Here is a 15,283-nt window from a genome sequence, read left to right on the forward strand (position 1 = left end):
ATTAAAAAAATGCAAATATCAAATACCGACTATGATTTAAAATCATACCTAGTTTGATAAGTGCTATTCAGTTGCATGAGTGTCGATATGCATCTCTTCACGGAGCAGATCCGCAATCAAATTGCGTAACCAACGGTGGGCTGGATCTTGATCGTGAAGAGCATGCCAGCATAGGTGGTAGTTGTTCTGAGGCACTTCATCTAACGGTAGTTCGGCATAACTCAAAGGAAAGTGTGCTAACGCATTGCTAGCAATATGCTGCGGCAGGATCATCAGCATAGGTTCGCTAGATAACACTTGAAACGCCGCAGAGAAGAACGGTACTTCAAACTGAATGCGACGCTGTAAGCCCTGGGCTTCAAGCGCACGATCAAAGAAGGAATCTTTATCGCCACCGCTGTTTAAACGCAGGAATGAGTATTCCAGCATCTTTTCTATAGTAAGGCTTTCACCCGCTAGCGGATGGTCTTTTGCCATTAAACACACAGGGCTGTCTTGGCCGATATGAATGCTCAGTACATTCTCTGGCAGACTGTTGGTAGTGGTTGAAGCGAGATCGAGGGGAAGCTGGCCTAAACGTGTTAATAGCTCCGGTCGCCACATCTCGTAGCTGATATCGATCCCCGGTGCTTCTTGGCGGAGCTTTTGCAAAATATCGGGAAAGATAAACTGCGCCACATGATCGGTGCAGGCGAAACTAAAGCGACGCACACACTCGGCGGGATTAAAGCTATCGCCCTCGCCTAGTTCATCCACCTCAGCCAGAATAGCCTGCACTTTAGGCAATAACTCTTTGGCTTTGGCACTTAACAGGTAGTCGTTGCCTTCGCGAATAAGCAGCGGATCGGCAAAGTGATCGCGTAGCTGACTTAACTGTCGACTCATGGCTGATTGCGTGAGGTGTAACCGGTCAGCAGCACGGGTTACATTGCGCTCTTCCAACATGATGACTAATGCACGCAGCAAGTTCAGATTAAGTCGATTCACAAAGATTCAGCCATGGCTCTCAAAAGGTTAATCATAATCTATCTGATCCTATCCATCGAACACTAGAGTCTGTCCATTAAACGCTAGGGGCTATCCAGTAAACGCTAAGGGCTTTCCATCAAACACTAGAGCCTATCTGTACCGCTTTTAATGCCATCACAGTGTAACTGTGTTGGATCTGTCACGGTTAATTATCTCTTTTCTGCCTCTGCACCTAGAACTTTGCTTATACGACACTATATAGCTTACGAACATTTCCACTTTTGTATTTAGTTATCTGTTACAGAATTTATAAGTTACGGAACTCTTTTCATGGAAATCTATTTAGCGATTTTAGTTTTTGCGATCTCATCCACGGTAACCCCAGGGCCGAACAACATAATGATTATGACCTCTGGACTTAACTTTGGGGTTAAGCGCAGCATGCCTCACCTACTAGGTATCTGCTTGGGGTTCCCGTTGATGGTTGTGGCTGTAGGCTTGGGTTTTAGCGCGGTATTTGAGAAGTTTCCGATTGTTCACGAGATCATCAAAGTACTCGGCGTGACTTATCTGCTTTACCTTGCTTGGTTAGTGGCGTCTTCTGCCCCTACGTCGATGGAAGGTGATAAAAAATCTACCCCGCTTACGTTTATGCAGGCGGCACTTTTCCAATGGGTGAATCCGAAAGCGTGGGTGATGGCGACCGGTGCGATTGCGGCTTATACCTCGCAAGATACAACGATGCTGCTACAAGTTATGGTGATTAGCCTGTCTTTCTTTGTGGTGAGTTTCCCTTGTGTGGGCGTATGGCTAGTCTGTGGATCGGGGCTGAAACGTTTCCTAAAAGAGGCAAAGTACCAACGAGTATTTAATATCTCGATGGCACTTTTATTGGTGGTTTCGGTATTGCCTGTGCTGAATGAATTGCGCCAAACCTACTTAGCTTAATTCCTCATCTCGCTTCGCATCTCCGCTACACGCTAGCCTGTTGATCGTTAAACAAACGCGATCACATCCTCAACAGGCTGGCGTGGTTTCTGCGGCCAGCTCTGCTTTGCAGGGTAGCCAAGTGTTACCAGCATTACTGGAATATCAGTCTCTTCAAGCTCAAACTCAGCGTGTAACTGACCTGGATCGAACCCAGTCATCGCACCTGATGCGATGCCCATGCCATGTGCCGCTAGCATCATGGTCATACCCGCCAATGAACCCGAACGCAGTGCCTCATCTCGCTGTAGGGTGTAATTACCTTCGTGTGAATTAGTCGCCATTTCGATCCAACCATCCGCCACTGCTTGCGACATGATATTGGCTTCTACAACTGGACTTAGCTGTTTTGGCAACTGCTGATAGCCCTTCAGCGTGCCGCAGATAATCACTGTGGCAGATGCATCTAAAATTTGTGGCTGATTAAACGCGATTGGATGCAGCTTCTGCTTCGCTTCTTCACTGCTAACAACAATAAACTTCCAGTTCTGCATGTTATAAACCGAAGGCGATAGCGTCGCTAATCGCAACAGCTCTTTAAGCTGGGCATCTGATAGCTGCTTGTCTGCATCGTAACGTGCTACTGAGGCACGGGTTTCAATCAGTTGGGTAATCATATCTTTCATAACAACTCCTTACTCTTTTGCTTCAGCAACAACAGGCTGTTTAGAACGTGAAATAGGTTTAGGTGATGAAGAGATTTGCACGACTAAAATGCTGACCAACACTGTGATCAGGCCAAGTAATGCAAAGCCCTGTAAGCTTTGATCTAAAAACCACCAGCCCAGTACCACTGCAGTAACAGGGCTCAGCAGTCCTAAAGATGACACTGCGACTGGCGGCAGTGTCGCGATACCTTTAAACCACAGTAGATAAGCGATTAACGCTCCGAATATGGAAAGGTAGGCGTAACTAAGTATTTCTGTGCTACCCAATACAGGCAGTACAGGATCTAGAAAATAGGCAGCGGGTAGCAACATCAATCCACCCAGCAATAGCTGCCAACCGGTAAAAGCTAATACAGGAAGCGAGCTATGCCAGCGTTTCGCTAAGTAAGTTCCAGCACCCATGGAGCACGCGCCAAGAAATGCCGCGATAATTCCCCATAGATCCCACTCAGCATTCGGCGACAGAAGCAGTGCGGCCATGCCGATAACACCAAAAGTAGCTGCAATGACCGTTACAATTCGCGGTGCTTTGCTATCCACTAACCAGATCAACAACATCAGCAATAATGGCTGAATAGCTCCGACAACAGCCGCGATCCCGCCGGGTAAGCGATATGCCGCTACAAACAATAACCCTTGGAACAGTCCAATATTTAGCGCGGAGAGAATGATTAACCTCCCCCACTCTTTGCGCTTAGGCAGATAAAAACTCATCAATAACAGCAAGAATCCCGCAGGAAGCACACGAATAAATGCAGCGGTATAGGGACGATCAGCAGGTAAAAGCTCAGTCGTAACTATATAAGTCGAGCCCCAAATTATGGGTGCTAGTGCCGTTACAACAATGCTCACGCTGTTAGGTAATTTACCGATCATCCTCGTCACCTTGGTTATTTTATATCGATGAAGAATTTATCTTGAATTCAAGATATAATTAAACAATGACAGCAAACTATCTTGATATCAAGATAAATTTCAGGTGTAACAGATGACAGATAAATCAGCGGATGCCGTAGATAAGATAATTTCGCAGTGGAAATCAGAAAGACCAGAACTAAATTCTGAGCTGATGTCCGTAACGGGGCGTATCAAGCGAAGCTCGGCATTAGTGCAGCAAAGGCTCGAAAAAACCTTTTCAGAATATGGACTTAACTACTGGGAGTTCGATGTTCTCGCGACGCTTTGTCGATCAGGTACACCCTATTGCTTAGCGCCGACCGCATTATTTTCTACCCTGATGGTGACCTCTGGCACGATGACCCATCGCCTCAAAGGCTTGGAAAAAAGAGGTTTAATTAGCCGCTGCAATAATCCCGAAGATGCCCGCAGTATGTTGGTTAAATTAACCGATGAGGGTTTAGAACTGATTAACGAAGCAGTAAGTGCCCATGTTGATAACCTTGGTCGGTTAATGAGCGCCTTCTCTGAAGAGGAGAAAATTCAGATGGATAAAAGCTTAAAACGCTTACTAGAAGTGTTAGAGCAATAAGCTAAAAATCTATAAAAACAGGGTTAATATACATAATAATGGCGCTATCACCGCCAAAGTAAAGCACTTACCCATCACCTGAAGTAAATTATGTTGCGGGTTCTTCCACACGTAGAGCCCGTTAATTAACAAGGTAATAGGGATAGCGAACATACCTATCAAAAACGCAGCTAAACCGGCCCAAGAACCATTGCCTTGATTCATTGAAGCGATGATAAAAATCACCAAAGCCTGAAATGCTGAAGGCAGAATAACACCGATAAATACCCTCATGATTCTGGTACAGGGCAAACAAAATCGGGATGCTTAACGATCATCACATCACAATCAACATGATCGACTACATGTTCCGTTGTGCTGCCGACTAATAATCGATCCAGAATCGTACGTGCTACGCCGCCCATCACAACCACATCAATTTTATTATGTTTGGCATAGTTGCTGATGGTCAGATCTGCTTCGCCTTTGATGATGTCGACCATATCCGATTCGATACTTAAACCATATTCTTCGAGCAGTTCATCACAGGAGCTAAGGTGACTTCGCTCTACACGCTCCTGCAGCGCTTCGTAGTCTGTGACTACATGCTCATCAAAAATCACTTCTTGGGGTAAGGTGTTATAACAGTGTAAAACTCTTAGTTCGTTGTGGCCGTCATCCATGATTTCACGGGTTCGCTCGATCAGCTCCCTATCTAAAGCGCCTTTTACATCATCTTTATGTAGAGGATCTATGCAGGTTACAACGCGGGTATGGTCACCCCAAGGCCTTTGTTTCACAAACAGAACGGGGACAGGACATTTACGTGCAAGCTGCCAATCGACAGGGGCAAATAGATAATGGCCCAATCGAGTATGCGGCTGAATTGAATGAAGCACTAAATCCGGCTGAAAACGTAGAGCCTTACGAACAATTCCTTCACCAGTATGACGATTCCAGCTAGCATCAAAACCCGTTTTTATACCTAAAGCTTCGATATTTAAGCAGAGCTCTTCAAGCTTGGCTTCGGTTTGTTTAACGTAGGCATGTTCGGCTTTTAATTCTTGTTTAGCATCAAACATGTGGCTATGTTTGATCGAGCGGTTATAACAGCAACTAAACAGCTCGAGAAAAGCAGAATGTTGTTCCGCTAGATTTACTGCTTTCTCTATAAGGCTGGAGTTATCGTGTTTAAAATCGATATTAACCAGTAACCTATCCATCTCTTCCTCACCAGCAAGTGGTTGATATTCCTCTCTCTATACTTGCAGTCTGGATCCTAAATTGAAGGTTTTCCAGTTCGTTTATCTTCCCCCTTATAACAAAGCATGCTTTCACTACATTTAATTATAAAAACTTGGACTAAGCCCGATCTTTATATTAGACATGACTTATATATAATATTTCCAACGACTCTCTACTTAAAGGAATCATCATGTCTCTTAACGCCGCGCTTCGTCTGATGGCTGGCAGTGTCATATTAGCTAGCTTAGTTTTAGGCACTTACGTGAATACCAACTGGTACTACCTCACCGGCTTTGTTGGCCTTAACCTATTCCAATCTGCTTTTACCGGCTGGTGCCCTGCTGTATTTATTTTTCAGAAGTTGGGATTAAAAGCTGAGAGTTGTAGTTGCGAAGGTATGACCATCAATCAAGGCCTTCACATTATCGCTGGATGCGTGGTGATGTTCACAGTGGGGCCTGTATTGTTCTTACAAGCACCGCAAGCGTTATTAATCGTAACGGCTATCGTAGGTGTGAGTTTGACCCAATCGGCACTGACAGGCTGGTGCCCTGCTATGATGGTTGCCAAACTATTAGGTTTTAAAAGCACGCAAGCGAGCTAATTTCATCCGGTTTCTATCGACCTAGCTTCCCCCCCTTGTGCTAAGCCACAAAAACAAGCCGGAATATATCCGGCTTGTTTAACTTCCTTCATTTTGTTGTCTAAAAACAATATTTTTATTTGTGATGCAGATACAATAACGAATCTTATTTAGCTTCAGAATTTTATAGATATACATGCTATTGCGATCTGCCGGTTTAATACTGCCCTCTTTTATTCTGCTGTGTGCGGCAGGCCTATTATTGCCTATTACTGCTCAATTGAGTGAGGAATACCAACAGATTCTCACTCTGACTCCTTATCCTCTGGCGATCATCGTTGCGCTATTAGGCTACGGTTTTAACCGCAGTCGCATCTTATTTGCCGCAGTAAACCTTTGTGGAGCCTATTGGTTGATTCAGAATGGTCTCCAAACCAGTTTGAATCAGCCAGATGCCTTTGTCCTTTTCAGCTGCATATCGATACTGCTCCCTTTTCATCTTGGCTGCATTGCGCTGTATAAAGAGCGAGGTTTATTTACCCCTGTCGGCATCATCCGGCTGTCTGTCATCCTGATTAGTTACGGGGTTTTATATCTAATTTGGTCCAATGGTTCCTTAGGGCTTTACCTAGCGAATCTGCCAATGATGATGTTAGAAATGCTGTTGCACGAGTATTACCTAAGCCAAGCAGCTGCACTGGCATTTGGCCTTGGTCTGGTGCCTATTATGCTCTCGTTTGTCTTTAGGAAGACCTATACAGATGCCGCTTTGCTGGCGAGTTTATTGTCTGCCCTAATCATGCTGAGTTGGTTCCACCAGCCGATGATCTCTGCGCTATTTATTTCAGCAAGCATGATTGCACTGGCTATTTCGGTTGTTCAAAACTCTTATCAAATGGCATTTATTGATGAACTCACTTGTATTCCTGCCCGTCGTGCATTGCTTGATAAGTTCTCAACCCTAGGCAAAAAGTACACACTGGCTATGTGTGATATCGACCACTTTAAAAAGTTTAACGATACCTACGGCCATGATGTCGGCGACCAAGTTTTGAAAATGGTTGCAGCCAAGCTCAACCAAGTCAGCGGTGGCGGTAAAGCCTACCGCTATGGTGGTGAGGAATTCACTCTAGTATTCCCAGGTAAAAGCGAAGCAGAAGCCCTGCCGTACATAGAACAACTGCGTGAAACTATCGCCAACTATCCCATGCATATCCGTAATCAAGACCGCCCAGACGATAACGAACAGGGCCAAAAGATGCGCAAAAATGCACCGGAGACTGAAATAGTCAGTGTCACCATCAGCATTGGTTTCTGTGAAAAAACACCTGAAATCCCTGATCCAATGGCGGTAATGAAGAAGTCAGACGAAGCTCTGTACGAGTCTAAACGCAATGGCCGAAACTGCTCTACCGCGGTTCATTACAAGCCGAAGCCTAAGACTCAAAAGCGCGGGCATCGGAAGGATTACGCTTAGGCCGAGGGAAAGTACTCTAGTTAAGACTAAACTTTAAATGCATATCCCAGTCTATTCATCATCGCATCCAGGAAGAACCTATTCGGCAAAATTACATGATGCTTCGTAGTAATTTTTAAGAACTACACCCTCTCTTTGCATACTGATATAGTTACCCGATGACAAAGCAATCTTAGTAAGATTTACATTGTCGATTTTGATTAAATTTGCACAGGGATAGCGCTAAATGTTTTTACAAATTTTAGGGATTATTTTCTTAATCATCATATTCATCATCGCTTTTTTTGCTTGGAAAATTTATCGAGCAGCCAAAAAGCACATCTCTTCGGATATCAATGTAGCCATTTCTGTCTTACCCTCCATGCATATGGAGCTTGAGCCTTCCAACAAAGATATCTGGAACGAAAAAGAGCGCCTCAACTTCGTAGAATCAGAATTAAAAAAGATAGGTTCGTCTCACGTAGGCTATTTCCGTGTTTACCAAGGCTGTGCAACCATCAACGTCTCCTTATGGAATTTCAAACACCAAGGCGTCATCGCTATCTATGAAGCCACGTCCGAACAAGATAAGGAAAATGTTGCTTTTATTTATGAAGTTTCGTGCAAAATCCCAGAAGGAAGCCTGTGCCTTACTTCCAATCAAAACGCAGTTTATGACAGTCGGCCCGACAATCATAAAATCATTTTCAAAGAATCTACTTCTGTTATAGAGCTCTTGCGTGCCATCAAAAGCGAATTACCTTCAGGCTCAAAAGTGCAAAAGATCATCGACCCTAAGGCTTACTTTTTAGAATGTTACGAAGATATCGCAGAATGGGCTTGGAGACCTGAACAACTAAATAGTGATAAAACTCAGCAAGTATTCTCTTCCATCGGCATACAACCTACTGAAGATTTGATTGAACAATTAGCTGAGATGGGGACTTCGTATGCAATAGAGGTCAATATAAATAAAGCTCGTAGAAGACTAGCTCAGAGCCCCAAAATTAGTGCTGAACAGTGGGAAAACCTAAGAGATAAACTGGTTTTCATTAATGAACAGATGACGGTTGATCATCTCATAGATGCTATTTACGAATTAGCCGGAGATCTTACCGAAACTCAAGAGCAAGCTCTTGAAGGGTTTGAAGAAAACACCAGTGAGCTAAAAGATGCGATAGGTGCTTTTCAAATGCTCCTTCAAGCTTTAGATCTCAAAGTTAAAAGAGTCACAACGATGAACAACCCTATAAAAACAGAGGTTTACCTGCCTTTGTGATAAAAACAGGACCATCTAAAAATTAATCAACATAGAATAAACCGAGCTTAAAAGAGCCAGTTAAGGATACATACATGGAAGTACCAGTAATTTCTTTACATTTCATAGCTGTTATCAGCATTGTTCTAGTCTTACCTCTAAAAATCGCAGCGTCTTGGTTTGATGCTTCTCGTACCAACTTTTTTCTCTGTTTGATTGCAGCCATACTCGGACCTACACTTGCTATTTTCGTTTTTGACGCTGTTGGTGGCGGCTTTACGGGGTTCGTTTCAGCTCTCGCTACCTTAGGCATCACGCTTGGAGCACTACTAGGCACAGGCCCTTGGAATGCACTAAAACTTGCGTGTGTTGCTTTAATATTGAGCGCAGCTGCAATGAATTTTTATAATGCCATTTTTCCAGCATTGGTTATGTAGTCTTCATCCAGATAGGCTGCTTGTAGGGAATATCATTACGTATGAACGAACTCGTTGTAGATAGTTTTATCACCTTTACATTGAGCATTATCGTCTACTTTGTCGGGGTAAAAATAACTCATCGAGTCGCCTTCTTACGTAAATACAATATTCCCGAGCCCGTAACTGGTGGATTATTTGCTGCATTAGTTGCGCTGGTTATTTACCTGACAACCGATACAGCGATTACCTACAAGCTCGATGTCCGCGACATTCTCCTTATCTATTTCTTCACCGGTATTGGCTTGAATGCAAAACTGTCCGATCTAATCACAGGCGGCAAGCCGCTTTTGATTATGTTAGGGCTCACGCTTAGCTATATAGTGGTTCAGAATGTTGTAGGTATATCAGGCGCTTTACTGGCAGGCGCACCGACCCAAGTGGGTGTTTTAGGTGGTTCAGCATCCTTAATTGGCGGTCATGGTACTGCCATAGCTTGGTCACCAGAAATAGCCAAAATGGGCGTTGATAACGCCCTCGAGATTGGTATTGCCAGCGCCACAATAGGTTTAATCTTGGCAAGCCTAATTGGCGGCCCTATCGCTCAGTTTTTGATAGAAAGAAACAAACTTAAATTCTCTGGCCATGAAGAGCCAAGTGTCGGTGTCTCTTTCAAAGAAGCTGAGACAGGCACGATCAACCATACCAACTTGATGGCTGTATTCTTAATGCTTCATATCACCATCATTATTGGTTGGTTTACCAATCAGTTTGTAAACGATTTAGGACTCAAGTTGCCTCTATTCGTTACTTGTTTAATCTCCGGTATTGTTCTGTCTAATCTTCAGCCAATCTTCTTGCCTAAACTCAACTGGCCAATTCGTACCAAAGCTTTGGCCGTTATCTCAGAATTCTCGCTGAGTTTATTTTTAGCCATGTCATTAATGAGCATGCAGCTCTGGACAATTACCAGTGTAGCTGGACCGTTGATGTTGATTCTGTTTTTACAAACGATCGCCGCCATACTTTTTATCCTCTTTATCTTATTCCCCCTTATGGGTCGTAGCTATCAAGCAGCGGTATTGAGCTCTGGCTTTGGCGGCTTTGCACTAGGCGCAACGCCAACAGCAATCGCAAATATGACTGCGGTAACAAAAGCTCATGGACCTGCACCATTGGCATTTATTATTCTTCCATTAGTTGCTGCTTTCTTTGTTGATATTGCTAACGCTTTTGTTATTCAAATAGCACTCAATTTCTAGGCGGTAGATTAATGATTTTTGCTGAGATAAAGACAGATGAAAGTTACTACGATCTCTATCCAGAGTTGCTTCAACTCGTGCAGCAGACATTCTCGAATGTAGAGTCAGGTGTGCAAGGTGATGCTTGGATTTGGATTTATGAAGGTGAAGAAAAGGTCGCTCTAGATACCTTTACCAGTATGCGCTTTCAAATTAAGTCCGATAATATTAACGGCCTTTTGATACAAAAAGTCATTTATAAACTAGGCGAACACTACAAACTTTATATTTACGATGAGCCCGAGTTAGAAGGCCACGAAGATACGTTTTAACCCTTGAAGTCGTAGTCAGGAAAAAATATCGGAGATTGAAATGGTAAGAGTTGTTTATCGATGGCAGGTTCCAGAAGAGAACTTCGAAGAATTTAAAGCGATCTGGACCAATACAACTAATCATATCCATGAAACGGTTGAGGGCGCCCTTGGCAGCTTTATGCTGAAGTCCGTTGAAAATGAAGACGAAGTGATCACCATTGCCAAGTGGGACTCCCTAGCATCTTGGAAGAATTTCTGGGGAAATGAAAACCCAGAACAGATGCAAAAAATGCGAACACTAGGCAAACGTATATCTGCAGATGCATATGAAGAGATAGAAGACTATACCCGTTAAGATTCTCCACAACAGATAATAAGGACATTACCTATATGAGCATGATTGGATATCTCATCGCCGCCGTTGGTTTATACGCACTTTATACAAACGGTATCGTTTTGGGCTGTATAATATTTTTCATCGGTGGTCTTCTCGCCGGCAAGTTATTTTTCTGCTTACGAAGTCTAGGCGTCATAATAATTGCAGCCTCTGTCGCATATGGCTATCACAATAGCTTTACCCCAGAAGTTTTGTTTTTCCTTGCTGTAGGCGTATTTTTCGCAACCTTTAATCGAAATCGCTCTTCGCGTAACAACGACGGGGATGAAGATGGCTGGGGAATAGATATCGATTTTTTCTCATCCGATTCGGATGGCAAGTGCAATAACAGAGACAGCGGAAGTTGTGGTGGTGACTCCGGTGGTGGTGGCGGAGATTAATCCTCTAAAGGAGACTTCAGTTTCTGTAAAGCAGTGATTTAGCATTCTAACAAGGCATCAATCTGCTGAACGATTATAAGAAATGGTAAAGTGTCCTCTTAAACAACAATTGCCTTGCTCTGGAAAAGTTCAGTATGAAATTAAATCAGGAAAAGGTCATTACCTATAAAAGAAAAATCCCGGTTTTAATGGTTCCCCATATATGGATAGGCGCCGCACTAAGTCCTTATTTCTTCTACCTTGGCCTAGAAGATTTAACTAGCTACCACTTCTACTTATCTATTTTTTTCTTAGCTGTCGTTAATTATTCTATTTATAAAGGCTGCCACGCATTCCAACATAGAATCTATTCTGATTTTTTCATGCTTGCCATAGTACCTATAGCTTTACCGATAGTACTCGGAATCTACTTCTTGTCATTACGGCACTCCTTTTGAGCAGCTAGCTCTAGCGAAATTCAGATTTAATGCTCAACGAATATTCTTTACTATTAAAGACATACATAGAGTCACCAATACTTAAAACCCGATTATGAAACTTCATCAGCTCGCTTTTTCAGCTGCTTTTTCGGTAGCTACCTTACTTGTCAGCTTCGCTTCTTTTGCTGTAACGCAACCAAACAATATCCGACAACAAACTGAATCATTTTTAAAAGACGAACTGGCTTGGATTAGTGGCTATATAGACGAGAACAACCAAACGGGCCTGCGGATCAAACAAGCTTCGACTCCCTTAATAGAAACCATCACTGTATGGAATGCTAATCACGATCTGATTTTCCCAGATACCCAATCCAGTGCTCACCTTAACGATTACATAGTGACGAACAACTATCCCCGCTTAGAAGCTTTATTGCAGACAGCTACCCCAACTGCTTGGGAAGCATATGACATCAACGTGGATGCATTATTCTTTTGTCAAAGCGAAGGGATTTCAGTCTGTGTATTGCTTAAGACTGCAGAGCTTTCAGCTGTTCTCAGCATTCCAAAAGATCAATTAGTAACTGGGTTACTAGCAGAAACCAAACACTTAGCGGCTCCTAGAAATGACGGTTACTTTTATGGCCTTATCTTAATTTTGCTAACCATCTTATTGGGTAGCACCGCCTATATTTTCTTCCAACGAAAAAATAAAGAGAGCACTGCTACAAGTCATGACACGAATGATATTTTCGAGATGGGCGATATGAAGATCGACCCACGTCGTATGTGTATTACCCGTGGCGATTATAGTGAACAGATTTCTGTAAGAGATTTAAAACTTCTGACTTGCTTATTCCAACACCCGGATGAAGTGGTTAGCAAAGACAAGCTTTATAACGCAGGATGGGGACGTGATTTTGTACCGAGTAGCCGATCCCTAGAACAACATATTGTGACTCTCAGAAAGAAACTAGATCCTAAGCGCCAATATAAACCAGTCATCGAAACCGTACATGGCCAAGGGTATCGCTTTCCTAAAGAGTCCTTCTAATTTATTGATTTTTCATTATTTTTTTAAATTTCTTTTAAAAATCTGACACTTTAATCTACTTAAAAACCTTAAATAGCCTGTAAATAATCGCGCTGACTTCACCTTCGGCGCGATAAATCGAAGGCTATAGTTTCCACTTAAAACCTCATCAGTGATTACTAGCACTGATCAGCTTTTACAACTGAACCTACATGCCTTATTGCTTGAAAAGGTTTATGTATGTGGAAGCTAAACAGTTATTCATGGCTGCTCTCGTTCTTACTATTCATCGTTCCTTCACTAGGGTTTAGCGCTAGCTCCGTCAGCAATACTCCCACCAAAGTGGAGAGCATCATGACGCAGGAGAAATTGCGTAAGCTCTACCCTTCCCCTTTTGTTGTTGGAGAGAAAGACAACACTATTGATGTCTGGCCACTGTTCAAAGAGGAAGTCACAGGGCTGAATCAAGTTGGTTATATTTACGAATCGATAGACTTCTCTTCTATCCCTGGTTTTATGGGTGTACCTTATAACTTACTGGTTGTCCTCGACACTGAGGGCTCGTTTGTCGATGTACGCGTACTCTTCCATCGTGAGCCAATGTTTGTAGCCGGTATTGGCGAACAACCCATGTTTGATTTTGTTGATCAATATAAAGGGTTATCTCTGATGCAGAATATTAAATTCAGCGATAAGCAGGGACAAAAGAAGCCAAACGACAGTAAAAATATCTATCTTGATGGTGTGACTGGCGCTACCGCATCTATTCGAATTTTAAATCAAACCCTTCTTTCTTCAGCAATCAAAATAGCAAGAGCCAAATTAGGTTTTGGTGGCAGTAAAGATCCAGACCTAATTGCCAAAATAGACCACGATATCTTTGAAGAAAAAGGCTGGTCAGAGCTAATCGATAGCGGTCTTATAAAAAAAATCCTATATACCAACGCTGAAGCCGAAGCCCTTTTTTCAGGCACTCAAGCAGAAGGACGAGACCCGATTGCTCTTAAGCAACCGAAAGATAATTTCGTCGAGCTTTATGTAATGGATCTCGCTATCCCAACCTTAGGAAGAAACCTATTAACCCCAGAATCTTGGGAGTTTTTACAAGAAAACTTAGAGGCTGGCGACCATGCTTTATTGATAGTCAGTAATGGACGCTATTCATTCATGCACGAAAATACTCTCCGTGCAGGCATTTCTGACCGCTTACTTTTAAGACAACAAGGGTTGCCAATAGAGATTCGTGATCTTGATTTGGACGACCGCCTAGATCTGATTCAACCCGATTACAAAATCAAATTACCTAAGCCTCTACGCCAAGCAGACTGGATGGTATATAGAGTTATCGATACATCAGGAATCGACATATCACTCCCTCTTGAATTTGATTTAAGCGTTATCCGAGGTGAATCAACGTCCTATCTGCCTAGCATAACTAAAGAGTTTAAATTCAAGTACAGCGTGCCCGATGATTACTTTTATGAACCCGATATCAACGGTAAAACATGGCAACCGATTTGGGAGGATCGACTTGATGAGATAATCATCCTATCACTGGGTTTAGTTGTCCTATTTATCGTCCTAATTAAACAGGCGCAGGTCACTAAACATCAAAAATTCTTCGCCTATTTCCGAATTTGTTATCTGCTATTCACCCTATTTTTTATCGGCTGGTATGCGCAAGGGCAACTATCAATTGTAAACATCACGGGCGCCATTCAAGCACTGTTGGCTGGCGGGAACTTAAACTTCTTCCTTTACGACCCAATGACGACCCTCCTTTGGGGCTTCGTCTTTATTACATTCTTTATTTGGGGGCGCGGTACATTTTGTGGATGGTTGTGTCCCTTCGGCGCACTTCAAGAATTATCAACAAAAATACTAACGTCTTTAAACATCAGACAATTTGAACCATCAAATCAATGGGATAAGCACTTAAAAAAGCTGAAGTATGTTGTACTACTTCTGATACTTACCTGCGCTTTTACTTCTCCGATCTGGACAGACCGTTTAGTAGAGATAGAACCGTTTAAAACCAGCATTACCTTTTTCTTTGTTCGTTCCTGGCCCTTTGTCATTTGGGCTGTGCTCTTAGTTGCGCTCAGTGTGTTTGTCTATAAAGGCTACTGCCGTTATGTCTGCCCTTTAGGTGCCGCTATGGCGGTGCTTGGAAAACTACGTTTACTCAATTGGCTACCCAGACGTGATGAATGTGGCAGCCCATGCCAGCTATGTAGGCAGCGCTGCGAATACAGATCGATCGAACAAACTGGCCAGATCGACTACGACGAGTGCTTCCAGTGCTTAGATTGCGTCGTTATCTACGAAAACGACAATCTCTGTGTCCCGCTTATCGTCGAAAAACGTCAAGGTCGAAAGCTCAAAGCCCGACCACATAACCACAAATTAATAGCCATGTGTGAATAAATTAAACGTTCAATGATTAAGG

Annotated in this window: 17 protein-coding genes; 12 read left to right on the forward strand and 5 right to left on the reverse strand. The window is 43.0% G+C overall.

Annotated elements, in window-relative coordinates; genetic code table 11:
* Window positions 1-63 precede the first annotated feature (63 nt).
* A complete protein-coding gene (locus ACMXYN_RS11460; RefSeq protein WP_415891934.1) occupies window positions 64-987 on the reverse strand; it encodes a LysR family transcriptional regulator in 924 nt (307 codons plus the stop codon).
* Between the two features lie 312 nt (window positions 988-1,299).
* Between ACMXYN_RS11460 and ACMXYN_RS11465 the strand changes: the two genes are divergently transcribed.
* Window positions 1,300-1,917 carry a LysE family translocator gene (locus ACMXYN_RS11465; RefSeq protein WP_415891935.1) on the forward strand — a complete coding sequence of 206 codons (618 nt, stop codon included), beginning with the start codon at window positions 1,300-1,302 and terminating at the stop codon, window positions 1,915-1,917.
* Window positions 1,918-1,964: 47 nt separating this feature from the next.
* On the opposite strand, the gene ACMXYN_RS11470 is transcribed toward ACMXYN_RS11465, so the two are convergent.
* Both ACMXYN_RS11470 and ACMXYN_RS11475 read right to left on the reverse strand, forming a co-directional pair.
* Window positions 1,965-2,582, reverse strand: coding sequence for a nitroreductase family protein (locus ACMXYN_RS11470; RefSeq protein ID WP_415891936.1), 618 nt, complete (start codon window positions 2,580-2,582; stop codon window positions 1,965-1,967).
* A gap of 9 nt (window positions 2,583-2,591) precedes the next feature.
* A complete protein-coding gene (locus ACMXYN_RS11475; protein WP_415891937.1) occupies window positions 2,592-3,500 on the reverse strand; it encodes an EamA family transporter in 909 nt (302 codons plus the stop codon).
* Window positions 3,501-3,612: 112 nt separating this feature from the next.
* Here ACMXYN_RS11475 and ACMXYN_RS11480 point away from each other — a divergent pair, with 112 nt between their 5' ends.
* Window positions 3,613-4,113, forward strand: coding sequence for a MarR family winged helix-turn-helix transcriptional regulator (locus tag ACMXYN_RS11480; protein WP_415891938.1), 501 nt, complete (start codon window positions 3,613-3,615; stop codon window positions 4,111-4,113).
* A gap of 9 nt (window positions 4,114-4,122) precedes the next feature.
* Here ACMXYN_RS11480 and ACMXYN_RS11485 read toward each other — a convergent pair whose 3' ends face one another.
* Window positions 4,123-4,386 carry a hypothetical protein gene (locus tag ACMXYN_RS11485; RefSeq protein WP_415891939.1) on the reverse strand — a complete coding sequence of 88 codons (264 nt, stop codon included), beginning with the start codon at window positions 4,384-4,386 and terminating at the stop codon, window positions 4,123-4,125.
* On the reverse strand, window positions 4,383-5,315 hold the full coding sequence (locus ACMXYN_RS11490; protein WP_415884021.1) for a universal stress protein: 933 nt from the start codon (window positions 5,313-5,315) through the stop codon (window positions 4,383-4,385). Before ACMXYN_RS11490 ends, ACMXYN_RS11485 begins: the two co-directional genes overlap by 4 nt.
* 212 nt (window positions 5,316-5,527) lie before the next feature.
* Here ACMXYN_RS11490 and ACMXYN_RS11495 point away from each other — a divergent pair, with 212 nt between their 5' ends.
* The 10 genes from ACMXYN_RS11495 to ACMXYN_RS11540 all read left to right on the forward strand — a co-directional run bounded on the left by ACMXYN_RS11495 (window position 5,528) and on the right by ACMXYN_RS11540 (window position 15,261).
* Window positions 5,528-5,941 (forward strand): DUF2892 domain-containing protein, encoded by a 414-nt coding sequence (locus ACMXYN_RS11495; protein ID WP_415891940.1) that lies wholly within the window; start codon window positions 5,528-5,530, stop codon window positions 5,939-5,941.
* Between the two features lie 241 nt (window positions 5,942-6,182).
* Window positions 6,183-7,397, forward strand: a complete 1,215-nt coding sequence (locus ACMXYN_RS11500; RefSeq protein ID WP_415891941.1) for a GGDEF domain-containing protein — start codon at window positions 6,183-6,185, stop codon at window positions 7,395-7,397.
* Window positions 7,398-7,623: 226 nt separating this feature from the next.
* Complete coding sequence (locus ACMXYN_RS11505; protein ID WP_415891942.1) at window positions 7,624-8,655, forward strand: hypothetical protein; 1,032 nt, start codon at window positions 7,624-7,626, stop codon at window positions 8,653-8,655.
* Between the two features lie 74 nt (window positions 8,656-8,729).
* Complete coding sequence (locus ACMXYN_RS11510) at window positions 8,730-9,071, forward strand: hypothetical protein (protein WP_415891943.1); 342 nt, start codon at window positions 8,730-8,732, stop codon at window positions 9,069-9,071.
* 41 nt (window positions 9,072-9,112) lie between these two features.
* Entirely contained in the window at window positions 9,113-10,312 is a 1,200-nt protein-coding gene (gene gltS, locus ACMXYN_RS11515) for a sodium/glutamate symporter (RefSeq protein WP_415891944.1), read from the forward strand.
* 11 nt (window positions 10,313-10,323) lie between these two features.
* Window positions 10,324-10,623 carry a hypothetical protein gene (locus tag ACMXYN_RS11520; RefSeq protein WP_415891945.1) on the forward strand — a complete coding sequence of 100 codons (300 nt, stop codon included), beginning with the start codon at window positions 10,324-10,326 and terminating at the stop codon, window positions 10,621-10,623.
* Window positions 10,624-10,663: 40 nt separating this feature from the next.
* Window positions 10,664-10,960, forward strand: a complete 297-nt coding sequence (locus ACMXYN_RS11525; RefSeq protein WP_415891946.1) for an antibiotic biosynthesis monooxygenase family protein — start codon at window positions 10,664-10,666, stop codon at window positions 10,958-10,960.
* A 35-nt stretch (window positions 10,961-10,995) separates the two neighbouring features.
* Window positions 10,996-11,382, forward strand: a complete 387-nt coding sequence (locus tag ACMXYN_RS11530; protein WP_415891947.1) for a hypothetical protein — start codon at window positions 10,996-10,998, stop codon at window positions 11,380-11,382.
* 531 nt (window positions 11,383-11,913) lie between these two features.
* Entirely contained in the window at window positions 11,914-12,855 is a 942-nt protein-coding gene (locus ACMXYN_RS11535) for a winged helix-turn-helix domain-containing protein (protein ID WP_415891948.1), read from the forward strand.
* 333 nt (window positions 12,856-13,188) lie between these two features.
* The gene (locus tag ACMXYN_RS11540) at window positions 13,189-15,261 is read left to right on the forward strand and encodes a 4Fe-4S binding protein (RefSeq protein ID WP_415891949.1); all 2,073 of its coding nucleotides are present in this window, start codon (window positions 13,189-13,191) and stop codon (window positions 15,259-15,261) included.
* Window positions 15,262-15,283 lie beyond the last annotated feature (22 nt).

The sequence above is a fragment of the Neptuniibacter sp. PT8_73 genome (assembly GCF_047778045.1).
GTDB lineage: Bacteria > Pseudomonadota > Gammaproteobacteria > Pseudomonadales > Balneatricaceae > Neptuniibacter.

Bases quoted from the DNA above. Each gene is read 5' to 3' on its own strand.
- ACMXYN_RS11465 (WP_415891935.1), top strand. From the start codon at position 1,300: ATGGAAATCTATTTAGCGATTTTAGTTTTTGCGATCTCATCCACGGTA.
- ACMXYN_RS11470 (WP_415891936.1), bottom strand. From the start codon at position 2,582: ATGAAAGATATGATTACCCAACTGATTGAAACCCGTGCCTCAGTAGCA.
- ACMXYN_RS11475 (WP_415891937.1), bottom strand. From the start codon at position 3,500: ATGATCGGTAAATTACCTAACAGCGTGAGCATTGTTGTAACGGCACTA.
- ACMXYN_RS11480 (WP_415891938.1), top strand. From the start codon at position 3,613: ATGACAGATAAATCAGCGGATGCCGTAGATAAGATAATTTCGCAGTGG.
- ACMXYN_RS11485 (WP_415891939.1), bottom strand. From the start codon at position 4,386: ATGAGGGTATTTATCGGTGTTATTCTGCCTTCAGCATTTCAGGCTTTG.
- ACMXYN_RS11490 (WP_415884021.1), bottom strand. From the start codon at position 5,315: ATGGATAGGTTACTGGTTAATATCGATTTTAAACACGATAACTCCAGC.
- ACMXYN_RS11495 (WP_415891940.1), top strand. From the start codon at position 5,528: ATGTCTCTTAACGCCGCGCTTCGTCTGATGGCTGGCAGTGTCATATTA.
- ACMXYN_RS11505 (WP_415891942.1), top strand. From the start codon at position 7,624: ATGTTTTTACAAATTTTAGGGATTATTTTCTTAATCATCATATTCATC.
- ACMXYN_RS11510 (WP_415891943.1), top strand. From the start codon at position 8,730: ATGGAAGTACCAGTAATTTCTTTACATTTCATAGCTGTTATCAGCATT.
- gltS (WP_415891944.1), top strand. From the start codon at position 9,113: ATGAACGAACTCGTTGTAGATAGTTTTATCACCTTTACATTGAGCATT.
- ACMXYN_RS11520 (WP_415891945.1), top strand. From the start codon at position 10,324: ATGATTTTTGCTGAGATAAAGACAGATGAAAGTTACTACGATCTCTAT.
- ACMXYN_RS11525 (WP_415891946.1), top strand. From the start codon at position 10,664: ATGGTAAGAGTTGTTTATCGATGGCAGGTTCCAGAAGAGAACTTCGAA.
- ACMXYN_RS11530 (WP_415891947.1), top strand. From the start codon at position 10,996: ATGAGCATGATTGGATATCTCATCGCCGCCGTTGGTTTATACGCACTT.
- ACMXYN_RS11535 (WP_415891948.1), top strand. From the start codon at position 11,914: ATGAAACTTCATCAGCTCGCTTTTTCAGCTGCTTTTTCGGTAGCTACC.
- ACMXYN_RS11540 (WP_415891949.1), top strand. From the start codon at position 13,189: ATGACGCAGGAGAAATTGCGTAAGCTCTACCCTTCCCCTTTTGTTGTT.